At 39.4% G+C, this 16,667-nt stretch carries 15 protein-coding genes; 5 read left to right on the plus strand and 10 right to left on the minus strand.

Annotated elements, in window-relative coordinates; translation table 11 throughout:
• The first annotated feature begins 124 nt into the window (after positions 1–124).
• The 3 genes from VXK47_RS13170 (at position 125) to VXK47_RS13180 (ending at position 3,914) form a co-directional block, all read left to right on the plus strand.
• Positions 125–937 carry an efflux RND transporter permease subunit gene (locus VXK47_RS13170; protein WP_435549245.1) on the plus strand — a complete coding sequence of 271 codons (813 nt, stop codon included), beginning with the start codon at positions 125–127 and terminating at the stop codon, positions 935–937.
• Positions 934–2,352, plus strand: coding sequence for an efflux transporter outer membrane subunit (locus VXK47_RS13175; RefSeq protein ID WP_435549246.1), 1,419 nt, complete (start codon positions 934–936; stop codon positions 2,350–2,352). The genes VXK47_RS13170 and VXK47_RS13175 overlap by 4 nt, the downstream gene beginning before the upstream one ends.
• A 311-nt stretch (positions 2,353–2,663) precedes the next feature.
• Positions 2,664–3,914 carry a peptidase MA family metallohydrolase gene (locus VXK47_RS13180; RefSeq protein ID WP_435549247.1) on the plus strand — a complete coding sequence of 417 codons (1,251 nt, stop codon included), beginning with the start codon at positions 2,664–2,666 and terminating at the stop codon, positions 3,912–3,914.
• A gap of 23 nt (positions 3,915–3,937) precedes the next feature.
• On the opposite strand, the gene VXK47_RS13185 is transcribed toward VXK47_RS13180, so the two are convergent.
• On the minus strand, positions 3,938–5,320 hold the full coding sequence (locus tag VXK47_RS13185; protein ID WP_435549248.1) for an FAD-binding oxidoreductase: 1,383 nt from the start codon (positions 5,318–5,320) through the stop codon (positions 3,938–3,940).
• Positions 5,321–5,334: 14 nt separating this feature from the next.
• A complete protein-coding gene (dnaA, locus tag VXK47_RS13190) occupies positions 5,335–6,678 on the minus strand; it encodes a chromosomal replication initiator protein DnaA (RefSeq protein WP_435549249.1) in 1,344 nt (447 codons plus the stop codon).
• 487 nt (positions 6,679–7,165) lie between these two features.
• Between dnaA and pdxA the strand changes: the two genes are divergently transcribed.
• The gene (pdxA, locus tag VXK47_RS13195; RefSeq protein WP_435549250.1) at positions 7,166–8,191 is read left to right on the plus strand and encodes a PdxA family dehydrogenase; all 1,026 of its coding nucleotides are present in this window, start codon (positions 7,166–7,168) and stop codon (positions 8,189–8,191) included.
• The gene (uvrA, locus tag VXK47_RS13200) at positions 8,192–11,023 is read left to right on the plus strand and encodes an excinuclease ABC subunit UvrA (RefSeq protein ID WP_435549251.1); all 2,832 of its coding nucleotides are present in this window, start codon (positions 8,192–8,194) and stop codon (positions 11,021–11,023) included. It abuts the gene before it with no gap.
• A gap of 21 nt (positions 11,024–11,044) precedes the next feature.
• On the opposite strand, the gene VXK47_RS13205 is transcribed toward uvrA, so the two are convergent.
• The 8 genes from VXK47_RS13205 to rfaE2 all read right to left on the minus strand — a co-directional run bounded on the left by VXK47_RS13205 (position 11,045) and on the right by rfaE2 (position 15,925).
• On the minus strand, positions 11,045–11,650 hold the full coding sequence (locus tag VXK47_RS13205; RefSeq protein WP_435549252.1) for a DUF2238 domain-containing protein: 606 nt from the start codon (positions 11,648–11,650) through the stop codon (positions 11,045–11,047).
• Between the two features lie 135 nt (positions 11,651–11,785).
• Complete coding sequence (gene atpE / locus VXK47_RS13210) at positions 11,786–12,076, minus strand: ATP synthase F0 subunit C (RefSeq protein ID WP_435549253.1); 291 nt, start codon at positions 12,074–12,076, stop codon at positions 11,786–11,788.
• Between the two features lie 79 nt (positions 12,077–12,155).
• The gene (atpB, locus tag VXK47_RS13215; RefSeq protein WP_435549254.1) at positions 12,156–12,842 is read right to left on the minus strand and encodes a F0F1 ATP synthase subunit A; all 687 of its coding nucleotides are present in this window, start codon (positions 12,840–12,842) and stop codon (positions 12,156–12,158) included.
• 1 nt (position 12,843) lies between these two features.
• Positions 12,844–13,230, minus strand: coding sequence for an ATP synthase subunit I (locus VXK47_RS13220; RefSeq protein ID WP_435549255.1), 387 nt, complete (start codon positions 13,228–13,230; stop codon positions 12,844–12,846).
• A complete protein-coding gene (locus VXK47_RS13225) occupies positions 13,227–13,466 on the minus strand; it encodes an AtpZ/AtpI family protein (RefSeq protein WP_435549256.1) in 240 nt (79 codons plus the stop codon). The genes VXK47_RS13220 and VXK47_RS13225 overlap by 4 nt, the downstream gene beginning before the upstream one ends.
• Before the next feature lie 131 nt (positions 13,467–13,597).
• Positions 13,598–14,398 (minus strand): dihydroorotate dehydrogenase electron transfer subunit, encoded by an 801-nt coding sequence (locus tag VXK47_RS13230; protein ID WP_435549257.1) that lies wholly within the window; start codon positions 14,396–14,398, stop codon positions 13,598–13,600.
• Between the two features lie 85 nt (positions 14,399–14,483).
• Entirely contained in the window at positions 14,484–15,251 is a 768-nt protein-coding gene (pgeF, locus tag VXK47_RS13235; protein WP_435549258.1) for a peptidoglycan editing factor PgeF, read from the minus strand.
• 185 nt (positions 15,252–15,436) lie between these two features.
• Entirely contained in the window at positions 15,437–15,925 is a 489-nt protein-coding gene (rfaE2, locus tag VXK47_RS13240; protein ID WP_435549259.1) for a D-glycero-beta-D-manno-heptose 1-phosphate adenylyltransferase, read from the minus strand.
• Between the last annotated feature and the right edge of the window lie 742 nt (positions 15,926–16,667).

The raw sequence follows: 16,667 nt of genomic DNA on the forward strand, positions 1-16,667 counted from the left end.
TTTTTAATTATAATTACATTATCGTTATTCATGGTGTGTGTATCCTTTCCTTTTTTTTGGTCGGTTAATTGCCTCGGTAACAATCAACCGATGGATACACCACCTATCTCCCTAAACACAACTTTTGATTATATCTCGATACAGGGAATCGCTGAATGATTACAATAAGGTCTTTGTTCGCTCACAGTATGGGCAACTGGTACCGGTTAGCTCCCTTATCAGTATAAAAAGGATAGTTGATACAAGTGTTGTTGAACGATTTAATATGTTTCCGGCTGCAAAAATTATCGGTGAACCAAGGCACGGCTTTTCAAGTGGTGATGCGCTTAAGGCGATAGAAGATACAGCCCTTAAAGTCTTGCCGACCGGATATACAGTCGCCTGGGCAGGAACTTCCTATCAGGAAAAAAGTCTGGCTCAGACAGGCTATGTTGCCACTGTTTATGCTGTTGTTTTTGTATTTTTGATACTTATCGGTCTTTATGAAAGCTGGCTGGCTCCTGTTGCAATTATCATTTCCATACCTTTTGCAATATTCGGGGCTATACTTGGTGTATTGCTAAGAGGAGTTGAGAGTGATATATATTTCCAGGTAGGTATTATAACCCTGATTGGGCTTGCGGCAAAAAATGCGATTTTAATTGTTGAATTTGCCGAGGAACGCTATAAAAAGCAAGGGATGCCCCTGCTTGAGGCAACGATAGAGGCAGCAAGGATAAGATTCCGTCCGATAGTCATGACTTCTTTTGCGTTTATTGCCGGAACCCTTCCTCTTGCTCTTGGTACAGGAGCCGGCGCCGGCAGCAGGAATATTATCGGAACAACTGTTGTAGCCGGGATGTTTGTGGCAACCACACTCGGAATATATTCAATACCTTTGTTTTATTATCTGATTATGAGAGCAAAACAAATATTTGAGGAAAAGGTGAAAAGATGAAAAAAAAGCTTTGCATAAGTTTAATAGTTGCGGTGATGGCAATTTACGGCTGTTCTTTTGCACCAAAATATAGCAAACCCCAAATCAGCCTTCCATCAGAACCGGCAAGTGTTACAGATAATACTTCAACTATTAATACAAATTGGTGGGAAAATTTTGGAGATGAGAATTTAAACCTGCTTATTGAAGAAGCGTTAAAAAATAATGACGATCTGAAACTGGCTGTCGCAAGGATTGAAGAAGCAAGAAGCAGGCTGGGTTTTGCCAAAGCAGACCGCTACCCTGTAATAAATGCAAACGGAACTGCGTCAAGACAAAAAACAAGCACTGAGGCTTCATTTTTTGGCGGTGCTTACATTAATAATTATTTTTCTCTTTCGGCTGATGTAGCATATGAACTGGACCTTTGGGGAAAAATCAAGAACCGTAAGGAAGCGGCTCTGTCTGCACTTCTTTCAACCAAAGCCGGTAAAGATGCTTTGCAACTTAGCCTTATATCAAATGTTGCAACAGTTTATTTTAATCTTGTATCACTTGGCCGGCAACTGCAGACCACTGAAAACATATTAACAAGTTACAAAGAAATTTATGAGTTCAGGCAAAAACAATATAAGCACGGCGTGCTGGATGAAATGGTTGTACAGCAGGCAAAGGCTCAGTATGATTCCGTAAGAATCCTGCTTGAAAATTTAAAAGAGCAGGATGCCATATTAAAAAGCACTTTGTCTCTTCTTTTAGGCAGGACTCCCAAGGAAATTTTCGACAATCTGCACAATATAAATCATAAGCTACCGGAGCCGATTGTAGTTCCTGCCATGCTTCCTTCAAAACTGCTTGAAAGCAGGCCGGATATTATGCAGGCAGAAGAATATTTAAAAGCCGCCAATTTTCAGATTGGTGTAGCAAAAGCTGCCTATTTCCCGTCAATATCTCTTACAGGTACTATGGGGCTGGAGAGTTTTGAACTGAACAAGCTTTTGCAATCATCAGCAAAAATGTGGGGTATAGGCGGCAATCTATTGCAGCCAGTTATTGATTTCGGCAGAATAAAATCAAATGTTAAAATTACAGAAGCTCAACAGAAAGAAGCTGTTATTCAGTATATTATGACAGTAAAAACAGCTTTTAAGGAAGTATATGATGCTTTGGTCAAGATTAATACCGCCGGTAAAAAACTCAGCGCCCAGGAAGAAGAATTAAAAGCGCTTGAAAGGGTTTTATTTCTTGCCAATAAGAAATATGATGTTGGTGTGGTTGACTATCTCACGGTGCTTGACGCCCAGCGTGGCTATTTGAACGCATCACTTAATATTATAGGCTATCAGACGGAAGTAATCAATAATCAGGTAGTTCTTTACAAGGTTCTTGGCGGCGGATGGGATAAGAATTCTCTCTCAAAAAATGATCCTGCGTAATTTTATACGAAATAAGTTTATTTTTAGTCCGGTAAAAATCTAAAAAAGATTTTATAGACTCATATTTAAGGTTCCCCTTTTGAATAAAAGGGGAACCTTTTTTGTTCAATGCCTTGTAAAAACTGCTTCAATTTTTATATCATGTCATCAAATACCAATATATAGCAATTATCATAAATCTGTTTTGTTTGGGTATGGATATGTATGCTATCTGTTCACTGCCCTATCGCGGTTTCAGGCTATGCTATTGACTCAGTATTACTTTGCGGTGTAATATACTAAATATTTACATAATAATATAGGCGAAAAACATGAAAATTGATCGCGTTACAAAAATTCTTACGCTCCTGCTAATCGGCCTGTTGCTGTATTGCCATAGTATACAGGCAAATCAGAGTAATTATCTTAACGACAACAACAGGGCGGTTCTGATGCTTAAGCAGGGAAGGCATCAGGATGCAATCGCGCTTCTTAAACAGTTGCTGAAAAAAAATCCTCAGAATGAGTTAATCCGCAAAAATCTTCATAATGCATACCTGTCTGCAGGAATGGCTATGTTGCGAAAACCTGATTATCAAACACTATCCGCACTTATGCTGGAAGCACAAAGGTTTGATGACAATGAGCATTTGTTTCGGGTCATGCGAGGCCGCGCGCTCTTTTCTCTCAAAAAATATAATGAAGCTGAGATTGACCTGCAAATGGCGCGCAGCATGGGAGGACCTGATACGCAGGTTCTTTTTCTGCTTGGAAATGTATTTTATGCCACAGACCGGATGTACGATGCTTTTGATGTTCTTGAATCTGCCCGCATGCTCGATCCGGGAAATGATGCAATTGAGCAGATGTACAGTAAGGTGCAGCGGGAACTATCTGTTGAAAAGGATATGCAAAAGGAATATGGCAGACATTTTACCATTACCTTCGAGGGAGATAATAACAATATTATAGGAACAGAAGTTATTAATGCACTTGAAAATATCTATTACAGTCTCGGTTCATTGATGGACTATTATCCGGAGCAGCAGACGCCGGTTATACTTTACAGCCGCAAACAGTTCAAAGAGCTTACACGTTCACCCGACTGGTCAGGAGGCCTTTATGACGGGAAGGTCCGGCTTCCTGTCGGTGGCATTGACACAGTTGATGAGAAAGTAAAAAAACTGCTGGCTCATGAATACATGCATGCGATATTGAGGGAGATAGCCGGACGTAATATCCCTTGCTGGCTTAACGAGGGCCTGGCTCAGCTGGCAGAGTACGAGCAAGAAGACCGGACGCTGGTTATGTTTGAGCAGGCAAGAAAACATGGCATGCTGTTCAAACTCGCGGCACTTGAAACGTCGTTTAAAAATTATTCCGGCATGCGGGCAATGCTGGCCTATGAGCAGAGTTATTCATTTGTGCGTTTTCTGCGCGACGAGTTCGGCTGGTATCCGTTGCATGAACTCGTTTTCGCTCTTGGTGAGAAACTGACAATTTCAGATGCTATCGACCGCGCTTACGGAGGATTCGGGGTTAATTACAAATCACTGGAAAAACGCTGGCTTAATAGTTTCTGAACAGATTTATGACAATTGTTATATTATTCTAAAAATATTTTACCCGGATTTAATATGCCTTTGGGATCAAATAGTTTTTTGATTTTTTTCATAAGCCCAAGCTCAACAGGGCCAATTTCTTTTGTCATATATGCGGCCTTTGTAATACCTATGCCATGCTCTCCGGAAATTGTACCTCCCAGTTCAATGGTATAATCAAACAGCTCTTCGATTACAGCTTCGGCCTTTTTTAAGTCATCCTTGTTTTTCTTGTCGAGCATTATGTTAAAATGTATATTCCCGTCACCTGCATGTCCAAAACTTACAATGGTCAAACCGGTTTTATTTCTCATTGCATTAATCTTTACTACCATGTCGGGAATTTTGCTTCTTGGAACCACAATATCTTCATTTATTTTATCGGGGGCATAAATAAACAATGCCGGTGATATTGCTTTACGGGCTTTCCAGATTAAAGCGGCATCTTCTTTTGACTCTGCTATTCTGACATCTTTTGCTCCTGAAGATATGCAAAGCTCTTCCAACTGTTTTATAGACGATTCAACCTCAATTTCTTTTCCGTCAACTTCTATAATAAGTAAAGCCCCGGCATCGATTGCTATTCTTGTATCAAGATATTTTTCAACACATTTTATGGATTCCTTGTCCATAAATTCAATGGTTCTTGGAACAATACCTTTTCTTATGATTTCGGAAACGGTTTTTGCTGCCTTTTCAAGCTCAGGAAAAGATGCAGTCATGGTCTTTACTGATTCGGGAAGAGCTAAAAGCTTTACCGTTATTTGTGTAATTATCCCAAGGGTTCCCTCAGACCCTATCAAAAGACGTGTTAAATCATAACCGACAACGCCCTTGGCTGTTTTTACCCCTGTTTTAATTACTTCTCCGGTTGGCAGAACCGCCTCAAGACCAAGTACGTAATCCCGCGTAACACCGTATTTAACAGCTCTTGGGCCACCTGCACATTCTGCAAGATTTCCGCCTAAAGTCGAAAATTCCGAACTGGAAGGATCGGGAGGATAAAACAGTTTAAGTTTTTCAACTTCCCTATGAAATTGTGCGGTAATTACTCCTGGCTCGACAGATGCTGTAAAATTGTCCGTATCAATTTCTACAATACGGTTAAAGCGGGTCATGGCAATAACCACTCCGCCCATAACAGGAACTGATCCGCCTGTCATTCCGGAACCGGAACCACGCGGTATAACAAAAAAACCCTCCGAACAGGCAAGCTTTAATATATCTGAAACCTCGCTTGTTTTTCCCGGAAAGACTACAGCATCAGGCAAATTTCTTCTTGCAGCGGCATCGTAGGAATAGCAGATTATATCTTCCTTTGTCTGGCTGCAATATTTTGAGCCGACTATACTCAGGATCTTTTTATACGTTGAGTCTTTTAATGCCATAATGAATAAGAATTTTAGAAATTACCGGATTCCAGCTTCTGAGAAAAAAGTTCAACCTGTTTCTTCAAAGAACCATTATCCTTGATACCCCTTTCAATAACACCTATAGAGTGAAGGGCGGTTGCATGATATTTGTTGAAACATTTTCCGATTGTTTGCAGCGGCGAGTCTGTATAGCGGCGGGATAGATAAATTGCAATCTGTCTCGGACGCATAACTGTCTGTTTGCGGGAACTTGAAACTAAATCGATTAAAGAAATATTAAAATGCTTGCAGACAAGTTTCTTTATTATATCTATTGTTATGTTTTTCTTTCTTTGAGCAATATTTTTTACCACATTTTCAGCAAGTTCAAGATTTATAGGTATACCCATAAGAGATGATCTTGCTGTTACACCAATAAGCCCGCTTTCAAGCTGGCGAACATCCTCGGTAAGTTCACTTGCAAGATAATTGATAACTTCTTCTTGAACCTGATAACCGTTTGAAAGCATTTTCTTCTGAAGAATTCTGACCCTTGTCCTGAAATTAGGAGGCTCGATAGAAGAAATGATTCCATAAGAAAAACGGGATTTTAGTTTGTCATTCAGCTTTGGTATATCACCTGGAAGATAACAGCTTGAAAATATAATTTTTTTATCGGCATCAAGCAGGGTGTCAAGAGTCAGTGCAAGTTCAATCTGAGTACGCTCTTTTCCGCTCAAAGAATGGACATCTTCTAAGAGCAAGATATCACATTCCTTTCTGTATTTTCCTTTAAATTTATCAATTGAATCTGTTCTATAAGCCTGCACCATTTCATTGCTGAAATCTTCTGCGGTAAGATAATAAACACGTTCCTCCGGGTATTGAGAAATAATATGATGGCCCACGGCCTGCGAAAGATGGCTCTTGCCCATTCCGGTTTTTGATAACAGAAAAAGACAGTTTTGCTGGGAATTTTTCTTTGCGGCAAGAGACAGGGACGCTGTAAAAGCAAATTCGTTATTTCCTCCCACAACAAAATGATCAAAGGTAAAGTCCTTCCTTAAAAATCTGCCGTAATGAGGCTGGATATTTTCATTCGGAAGCGGCAATTGAATGCTTTTTTGCACTTTGACCAATCCTGTTTTTCGCCTCCTTTCGGAAACTTCTATGATATATCTGCCGTTTTCCCCTGAAATCTTCTTTAATTCCGAAAGAATTAAAGAACCATAATTATCCTGAGCTCTTTTTTGTGAAAAATAGTTTGGAGCCGAAAGGACCATTACACCATTTTCAACCCTGTTAAACTCAACAGGTTCTAACCACATCCTGTATGAGTGCTCGGGAATAGTCATCTTAACCGCAATCTTGATCGAATTCCAGATAGCTTCCATAAAAATTAATTTTCCCAATTTTAGTTGAAAAACCGATTAATCTGCTTACTGATGAGAACTTCTTGCTAAACAACCGACAGTAAAATATAAGACGATGCGAAAAGTTAAATTTGATATGCTGCCTTTTTAATGTATTGGGTCAATTATGTCAAACCGGATAAAAACTGAATTTCGAGAGTTTTTCCAGAAGTTGTTAACAATTTATATCTATTTGATATAAATAAATATACATAATTAGGAAATACAAATTCCTTTAAGTTCAAACGTTTTTACCTCTGATGATTTTTTTCAGACATTTTAAGCATATCGACATATATTTTGGATAACAAAACACCAATGGTCAATTATTAAAAGCTCTCATAATCTTCGATTCCCTTTTATTATTTGTCATAATCAGGTTAATGGAATTTTTATGGTTCGTAGCATTGGAATTTGTTGAAAAAGAACCATCGGCTCTGTAGTATAAAAAAAATAAAAAGGAGTTGCCATGGAAAATTATAGACCTGTTATAGGAATAACTGCCGGAGACCCTGCAGGAATAGGACCTGAAATCATATTATCCGCTTTGAGCATCCCGGCTCTTTACGAGTTATGCCGACCCCTTATTATAGGGGATTTGGGAGTGATTACAACTGCAAAAAAAATTACAGGCAGTACAATAGAATTAAGGGGAATCTCCGATCATTGCCAGGCTGAATATATGCCAGGGGTAATTGATCTGTTGAACCTTTCCGATCTTGATTTTGATGAAACATCATGGGCGAACCCTACAATACATACAGGTAAAGCCATGGTAGACTATGTTATAAAAGCAACCGGCATGGCTTTAAACTGTGAAATATCAGCAATGGTAACTTGTCCCATAAACAAGAAAATAATGCAAATGGCAGGATTTGATTATAACGGGCATACGGAACTTATAGCCGAACGCACAGGAACCAAAGATTTTGTTATGATGATGGCAGGAGACAGACTTAAAATATCTCTTGTAACAATCCACATGCCTTTAAGAAACGTTTCCGACGCTCTTTCGACTGAAAGTATCTTTACAACAATAAAGATCACAGGAGAAGCTCTTATCGAACGCTTCGGGATTAAATCACCAAAAATTGCCGTTGCAGGGCTTAACCCTCATGCGGGTGAAAGCGGCATATTCGGTGATGAGGAAAATAATATTATAATACCGGCCATAAAAAAATCAGCCAGAGAAGGATTTGACATATCGGGCCCTTTTCCGCCGGATACAGTATTTTATAATGCATTAAATGGAAGTTATGATGCCGTAGTCTGCATGTATCATGATCAGGGTCTGATACCATTTAAAATGGTACATTTTACAGACGGGGTTAACACAACACTTGGAATCCCGATTATAAGAACTTCAGTTGATCATGGAACAGCCTATGATATAGCGGGAAAAGGAAAGGCCGATCCCGGAAGTCTCATCGCAGCAATAAAAATGGCGGCGTTTCAGGCAAACTGTTTAAAAAAAGGCATAAAAAGGGATTCTTAAATGGGTTTTGATAAAATAATTGTCAGGGGTGCCAGACAGCACAACCTTAAAAACATTGATGTTGAGCTTCCAAGAAACAAGCTGATTGTAATCACAGGCCTTTCAGGTTCAGGCAAATCAACTCTTGCTTTTGATACTTTGTATGCAGAGGGGCAGCGAAGGTATGTTGAATCTCTTTCAACTTACGCACGTCAGTTTTTAGAGCGTATGGACAAGCCTGATGTTGATACCATAGAAGGACTTTCTCCTGCTATTGCGATAGAACAGAAAACCGCAAGTCATAATCCAAGATCTACCGTTGGAACCGTTACCGAAATTTTTGACTATCTCAGGCTTCTTTATTCCACAATAGGAACACCTCATTGTTATATCTGCCAAAAACCGATCACGGCCCAATCTCTTGACCAAATCACTGACAGTATTATGGCACTGCCCGAAGGAAGCAAAATCACCATTTTATCTCCGCTGGTTTCAGGTCAAAAAGGGTCTTATGAAAAGCTTTTAAAACAACTCAGGAAAAATGGTTTTTCAAGAGTCAGGATCGACGGAAAGATTTATGAAATCGAAGAAACGGACAAGCTGGATAAAAACATAAAACATACAATAGATGTTATTATTGACAGACTGGTAATAAAAGAAAGTATCAGAAACAGACTCGCAGATTCTCTTGAGCTTGCCATCTCCCAATCCGAAGGACTTGTCACTATTGACGTCCAGGGAGAAGGCCCTATACTTTTTAGTGAAAAGTCCGCTTGCATCACATGCGGGATAAGCTATCCTGAGTTTACTCCTGCTAGTTTTTCTTTCAATTCCCCGCAAGGAGCATGCAGCAAATGCGACGGATTGGGCACAACCCCCGAATTTGACCCTGATCTTATTATTCCGAATAAGGAACTTTCTTTGCGCCAGGGGGCTGTTGCAATATGGGCAAACAGAAGTTCCCTTCAGTTCAATGAATTTTTAGATGGGCTCACAAAACATTATAACGTCAATATATATACACCTTATAAAGACCTTCCGGATGATTTTAAAAAAATATTGCTTTACGGATCAGGAGATGAACAGATAAACTTCTATTTTGAGCAGAACAAACGCAGGTTAAGTTATAATAAAACTTTTGAAGGTATTATTCCCAAACTTCAAAGACAATATATCGAAAGCGAGTCAAACCAGACAAGGGAAGAAATCAGAGAGTATATGATCTTTCATCCATGTCCCGAATGTAACGGTTCACGATTAAACAAGGCAAGCAGGTCTGTGAGAGTTGCTGATGCCACTATTTCTGAAATAGCAGCACTTTCAGTTTCAAAAGCTTCCGCTTTTTTTAAAAATCTTAAACTTGACATAAAAAAAGAAGTAATTTCAAAAAGAATTATAAAAGAGATACGGGAACGCCTGTCATTTCTTGAAAATGTCGGACTTTCTTATCTTACGCTCGACAGATCGGCTTATACACTTTCCGGTGGGGAAAGCCAGAGAATAAGGCTTGCCACACAGATAGGATCAAAACTCACCGGAGTCCTTTATGTGCTGGATGAACCAAGTATCGGATTGCACCAGAGAGATAACCGGAGATTACTCTCCACTCTTTTAAGGATGCGGGATCTGGGCAATACGGTTCTTGTAGTCGAACACGATGAGGAAACAATACTTGCTGCCGATTTTGTTATAGACATGGGACCGGGAGCAGGAATTAACGGCGGTAAAGTTGTGTTTTCCGGTACTCCCGATATGCTGGTAAAGGATGATAATTCTTTAACCGGTCTTTACCTGTCAGGGCGCAGGCAAATTGAAGTGCCAAAAAAACGCAGAAAAGGAAACGGCTCAAACATTATCATAAAAGGCGCTTTGGAAAATAATCTTAAAAACATTGATATTGAATTTCCTCTCGGCAAGTTTACCTGTGTTACGGGAGTATCCGGTTCAGGCAAATCAACTCTTGTACTTGAAACATTATACAATATTTTATCCCGTAAGATTTATAACGCAAGAATACAGGCAGGCGCCCACAACTCAGCTTCAGGACTTGAACATATAGATAAAGTAATAAATATTGACCAGTCTCCAATAGGCAGAACCCCGCGATCAAATCCGGGAACCTATACTGGTCTTTTTACCTACATCAGAGAACTGTTTTCAAGAACCCCCGATGCCCGTATGAGAGGCTATAAGCCCGGCAGATTCAGCTTTAATGTTAAAGGAGGAAGATGCGAATCATGCAGTGGAGACGGTATAATAAAAATCGAGATGCATTTTCTGCCTGATGTCTATGTATCCTGCGATGTCTGCCACGGCAAAAGATATAACCGTGAAACTCTGGAAGTGGAATATAAAGGAGAAAATATAGCAGGGGTACTGGACATGACCGTCAATCAGGGGATTGTTTTTTTTGATAGAATAAAAAACATAAAAACAAAACTTACAACCTTAGCCGATGTCGGACTCGGGTATATCAAAATAGGCCAGCCTGCAACAACCCTTTCCGGAGGCGAGGCGCAGAGGGTAAAGCTTTCAAGGGAGCTTAGCAAAAAAGGAACCGGCAGAACGGTTTATATCCTTGATGAACCAACAACAGGACTTCATGTGGATGATATACAAAAACTGCTTAGTGTATTAAACAGGCTTGTAGATTCCGGAAATACCGTGATAGTGATTGAACATAACATGGATGTAATAAAGACTGCCGATCACATCATAGATCTCGGACCTGAAGGAGGAGATGAAGGCGGTTATATTGTAGGAACAGGCACACCTGAAGAATTATCTGAAAACAGCGCATCCTACACAGGACAATATTTGAAAAAGATTCTGAAAGAAAATGGGAAAATATGATTAAAAGAAAGATATTTTGGGTTATCTTCTTTTTTTAAATCTTGAAACACAAAACATAATACATGAAGAAATAACAGCTCCAATCGTATTATTTATCATGTCCCAGGCGGTATTATTGTATTCACCCCAGTCACCATCACCGTAATATAATAGTCCCTGTCCCGCTCCCAATACACACTTGCCGATAAATTCAATAATCTCCATGAATGACCCTATTCCGGCAGCCATACACACAGAAAGGAAAAATGTTTTTACATGATTCGGCTTTTTTTCGGAATTAATAAAATACTCACTAAATATCAGAGCTAAGGCAAAACCTCCGGCAAGGTGCATATAATGGTCAAAAGGAACCCCTAAATATGTATTCTGATAAAGCTTGAGGTGGTGAAGCACCAATGCAAACGCCCCGACTAAAAGAGTCGGTAAGCTTAACTTCATTTTTCTGTACAAAAAAAATATGGCAAGCACTATAGAAGCGGCGAAAAATCTGTCGAAAATGAACTCCTTATCCCATTTCACAACAGCATAAATACCCCATGCCATAAAAAAGGCAAAGACTGAAAGAATTATAAAATCTATAGCTTTGTAATTTAAAATACTTTGTTTTTGTTTATTTTGTTTTTGCACTTTTTATTTGTAAATTCCATAAAATCAAATTTGATGGTTTAGCAAAAGAATCTTCCGGAATTCTTCATTCAAAAAATAAAACAGGGCTAAGTCCTAAGACAAAGCCCTGTTTTATTTAAATCATAATTCTTTCAATTAATGTGCAACGCCGCCTAAAAGTCCTGCGATTGCTGCTGCCTGGGGATGTGCATAGATTAAAATCAATGCAATAACCAGAGCATAAATACAAAGAGACTCGATCATAGCAAGACCGATCAGCATTGTAACTGTAACTTTTCCTGATGATTCCGGATTTCTTGCAATACCCTCAACAGCGGCTTTAAGGCCAAGGCCCTGAGCAATACCACAGAATGAGGCTGCAACAGCGATTCCAAAACCGGCTGCCGTAACACATGCGATGAAAAATTTTAATGCTTCAGCTTCCATACTTTATTACCTCCTTTTTAGATTTTTACTTTGCTTCTTCCTTTATCCCATAAAACAAATTATTATTTATTCCGTAAAATTAATGAGCGTGTTCCATTGCTCCGGTAAAATACATTATTGAAAGCAAAAAGAAAACAAATGCCTGAACAAGGGAAACAAAAATTCCAAGACCCATAATCGGCAGCGGCCCAAAGAAAAGTCCTGCAAGCCCGAAAAGAATCATAAGCACCAGTTCGTGTCCCATCATATTGCCAAAAAGACGGAAGGACAGAGACAGAATTCTTGCGACATGCCCTATAACTTCAATAGGAAATACTATAGGAATCATCCACCATACGGGCCCGGTAAAATGTTTGATATATTTCACGCCATGATACTTAAGACCTATAATGTGGGTAAATATTACTACTGTCAGAGCACACGCACCTGTAGTATTTAAGTCTGCCGTTGGCGGGAAAAATCCGGGAACCAGACCTATGAGGTTACAGGTAAAAATATAAATAAATACGGTTGCCGCAAGGGGAAAAAGCCAGCGGCCTTCCTCACCTGTGACGTCAATCATAAAATCTTCAATTCCTGAAATAATAATTTCAAAAACATTTTGTGCTTTTCCCGGAACCAGCTTGACTCCTTTTGCTCCCAACGCGCCAAGGGAAAGAAGCAGAATCATAACCACCCAGGAATAAATAACATGTTTGTATTCGAAAGCATGTTGAAAGCCGATCATTTTAAAAAGTTCAACAAAAAACAAATAGGGATGTGCCACCTTAAGTTGCCTCCTTGAAAATAAGTTTCTTAAATTCCAGAATGGTAGCAATCATAATGCTTGCCACCACCACGGACAAACCGATAAAAAGACCTAGTGGATTAACATAATGTCCTGATATCAAAATGAATATAATAAATCCGCTTATCATGAAACGGGCATAATACTTGGCCAGAACAACATTGTGAGAAGCAAGGTGCGGAGGTGTAAGCGATTTTTTAAGCGTTTTATACAGCAGATGAAAATTTATTGTAACTATAAGTCCACCCGATATTAGCCCGGTTGCGAATCTATGCGAAGCAAAAAAATACCCGGAGATACTTATAATACACAAAAGTACCCAGTTTGTTCTGGTAATAAATTTTAAAAGGCCCTGTTGTATTTTCACTTTACATCTCTTTCCTGTGAAGCCCTTTCACTTTTTTTTATTGCAAGCCAGATATTTCTGAATCCGGCAGCAACGCCAAGCCCAAGGAATAAAAGCGTAAGCCATGGGTATAGCTCAAATCGTCTGTCAAGGTATACGCCAATAAAAAGTCCGATAACTATAGAAAGCGCCACCTGCAAACCGAGACTGCTGTAATAAGCCAGTTCTCTCATATAACGTCTTGTTTCTCTTTCCATTATAAACAAAAACGCTTTCTATTTATAAGATCCTTCCGGCTATAGTAAACCGGAACATTAAACCCTTCCGTAAGGCAGAGCTGTTGCCCTGTAACATATGGTTTAAACCAAGTCAATGTAAAAAAAATGTTTCACCCAAACTTTATATCACGTGAATCAAAAACAGGCCCGTCTTTGCACACATGGAGGTAACTGTTTTTATCATTTCCTTCCAGGGCGCAGCCAAGGCATGCTCCTATGCCGCATGCCATTAAACTTTCCATCGAAACCTGGCATGGCACTTCATATTTTTGGGCTATACCAGCTAAAGATTGAAGCATTCCCAAAGGCCCGCATGCAAAAATGATTTCAGGCCGGCTTTGGGCCAAAGCAGTTTCAACAGAATTCGTAATAAAACAGGGCTCACCTTCACTTCCATCATCTGTTGCAGTTATAATCTCAAGGCCATAATTAAAAAAATCATCCCTGCACAAAACACACTCTTTTGTTCTTGCACCAAGAAATATTTTTATACTTAATGAGTCAACATTTTGTTTTTCTACAAGATAAGAGCTGAGAAAAAACATGGGGGCAACGCCTATGCCTCCGGCTACAATAAATATTTTGCTGTAATTTTTATTTAAAACAAACCCTTTTCCAAGCGGTCCCATTATATCAAGCCATTCACCTGCTTTTATTTCTGAAAGTCTGCCGGTAAACTCACCAACCACATCATATAATATTTCTATATATTTCCCGTTAGTTTTATTATCTTTGACATTGTGTACTGAGAAAGGGCGGCGGAGCAAGGGCATAATACCGCTTGTAAGGCGAATCATAACAAACTGGCCCGGCATTGCCGCAGATAAATCCTCACTGCAATTCAAGCCGATTTTATAATAGGAGGAACTTACTCTGTTGTTCCATAGAACCTGAACTTTTCCTAAAAACATAAGCCTTCTTCTGGCGGGGAGTAAAACCCCGCCCTACTATCATCTTTTGCAGGGCGGCATTTTTATACGCCGCCACCAATCCTTGTCATTTAAGCCCAATAACCGTTGCCAGTCTTCCGGTTGTTTTTTCTCCACGGTATGAATAAAATAGATCTTTATTACATTTTGTGCATACATTGCAAGAATATATATTTCCCGGCATTACACCTGCACCGGAAAGCTGGTCGGCGCTTAGAGCCCAGAAATCAAAATTAAAGTCCGAATCCTTATATTTCCAGAATTGCCCGGGTATCTCTTTTTTATAGTTTATAAATTCGGCGCAGCATGGTCCAAGCGAAGGGCTTATCCCAGCCAACATATAGAAAGGATTGCAATTATAGTTTTCTTTCATGGCATCTATTGTTGCACCTATTATATTGTTAATACTTCCGCGCCAGCCCGAATGAACATTGGCAACTACATTCTTAACGGGATCATATAAAAGAACCGCCTGACAATCTGCAGTTTTTATAACAAGCATTTTATTATTAATATCAGTTATCAGCGCATCTCCGGTAAGATTAGTTTCCGATAGCGCCGAGTCGGCGGCCCTTTCAGAAACAATTATAACATGGCGGTCGTGAACCTGCTTCGTGAATACAAGCTCTCCATTATTCATACACCCGGAAACAACTTTGCGGTTTCGCATTACATTTTTCAGATCATCGCCAACAGAAAGGCTTACGTTGAGGCTGTCAAAACTCCCTTTGCTGAATCCCCCGTTTCTTGTAAATATCCCATGTATTAAATTGGGAAAAGGCTCAAGATTCGGTAACCGGTAATAAGAAACTCTGTTTGTTTCTGTTAAAATCAATTTACGTAACCTTATATATTTTACACACCGAACCCTCAAATCTCCGACTTCTCAAATCCCACATAGGCAACCACCCGATCGCCACGACGGCTAACCGGCAACCGTAAACTGTAAACCGGTAACCATCTCTGTCCTGGGCACTTGAATAGAATTTTTCCCTCTAATCAACTTACGAGCTCACCAGCTTATGAGCTATTTTTCCCATATGCTTCAAGAATTCTTTTTATTATCAAAGAAGTAGATATGCCTGAAACTATGGAAATCCTGACTACCCTGCCTCCGTTTGCCCTTACATGATCGGCTCCGATAATATCTTCTTCCGCCCAGTCATCTCCTTTCACCAAAATATCAGGTGAAATATCTTTTATAAGATTCAAAGGATCGAGCTCGTCAAAAAAAGCGATATAATCAACGCACGAAAGCCCGGCAAGCACTTCTGCTCTTTGTATCTGCGAAACTATAGGTCTTTTATCGCCTTTTATCATCTTTACTGACTTGTCGGAATTAAGGCCGAGGACAAGAATATCCCCTTCTTTTTTTGCCGCAGCAAGATACCTCACATGGCCGGCATGAAGGATATCAAAACAACCGTTTGTAAATACAATCTGCTTTCCGTCTTTTTTCAGGCGGATAATCTCCCGGACAAGCTCTTGTTTCGTTAATATTTTTTCCATATGTCTTACATTTTATAAATATAAAATTTATTGTCCTGTTACCACACCCACCTGTTATCTGCAACATCTGACTTCCCGGCATTCCGGCAAAGCCCGGATATAATTCCACAGTAAAATATTTTCTGTTTTTTCGCTTTACTACCCCAAGGCCTTCTTCCAAGATATTAAATTTCCAAAATTTTCTGTTTTTTTGATTAATACTTTTATCGACGAGCCGGGGAATAATGGGGGTTATTTATACATTAGCAGTCACCGTTTTATCCCCGATATCTAATTGAAACTATAAAACTAAAGAACGCCCAATATACTTCTTCTAAAACAGCATAGGCCAGCCCTCTATTCTATATAATATTTCCCTTATATTTGATGAATGCCCACAAAATATCTGTTTCTTTTCGCCTACCTTCCTGTTTTAAAAGCATGCAAAGAAAAAAATAATGCCGTTATAAAATAATTCGTGGTTGATATTTATTGCATATATCGCTAAATTATTTGCAGCAGAGTGTCAACCGTTGTTTTGAGGCCGGCAATGACAGCTAAAAATCTTATGTAATGCATGGTACAATTATTTATTGTAAAGGAATACCATGCCAGAGATCAAAGCGGTGGCCCGGAAAAACTGCACAGTTGCTTAAGTGGTAAAGCTGCTCTAAATTGACTTACAATTACAGAAAGGAGCAGCAGGTAAATGAAGACATTAAGAAGAAATCATGGAGCAGCATTTAAGGCAAAAGTAGCTATA

The organism is Desulfobacterium sp. N47, assembly GCF_051233685.1.
In the GTDB taxonomy this organism is placed as follows: domain Bacteria; phylum Desulfobacterota; class Desulfobacteria; order Desulfobacterales; family RPRI01; genus RPRI01.

What these genes read in the sequence shown, in the direction of transcription:
- VXK47_RS13175 (WP_435549246.1), top strand. Translation starts at nt 934, where the DNA reads ATGAAAAAAAAGCTTTGCATAAGTTTAATAGTTGCGGTGATGGCAATT.
- VXK47_RS13180 (WP_435549247.1), top strand. Translation starts at nt 2,664, where the DNA reads ATGAAAATTGATCGCGTTACAAAAATTCTTACGCTCCTGCTAATCGGC.
- VXK47_RS13185 (WP_435549248.1), bottom strand. Translation starts at nt 5,320, where the DNA reads ATGGCATTAAAAGACTCAACGTATAAAAAGATCCTGAGTATAGTCGGC.
- dnaA (WP_435549249.1), bottom strand. Translation starts at nt 6,678, where the DNA reads ATGGAAGCTATCTGGAATTCGATCAAGATTGCGGTTAAGATGACTATT.
- pdxA (WP_435549250.1), top strand. Translation starts at nt 7,166, where the DNA reads ATGGAAAATTATAGACCTGTTATAGGAATAACTGCCGGAGACCCTGCA.
- uvrA (WP_435549251.1), top strand. Translation starts at nt 8,192, where the DNA reads ATGGGTTTTGATAAAATAATTGTCAGGGGTGCCAGACAGCACAACCTT.
- atpE (WP_435549253.1), bottom strand. Translation starts at nt 12,076, where the DNA reads ATGGAAGCTGAAGCATTAAAATTTTTCATCGCATGTGTTACGGCAGCC.
- VXK47_RS13225 (WP_435549256.1), bottom strand. Translation starts at nt 13,466, where the DNA reads ATGGAAAGAGAAACAAGACGTTATATGAGAGAACTGGCTTATTACAGC.
- VXK47_RS13230 (WP_435549257.1), bottom strand. Translation starts at nt 14,398, where the DNA reads ATGTTTTTAGGAAAAGTTCAGGTTCTATGGAACAACAGAGTAAGTTCC.
- rfaE2 (WP_435549259.1), bottom strand. Translation starts at nt 15,925, where the DNA reads ATGGAAAAAATATTAACGAAACAAGAGCTTGTCCGGGAGATTATCCGC.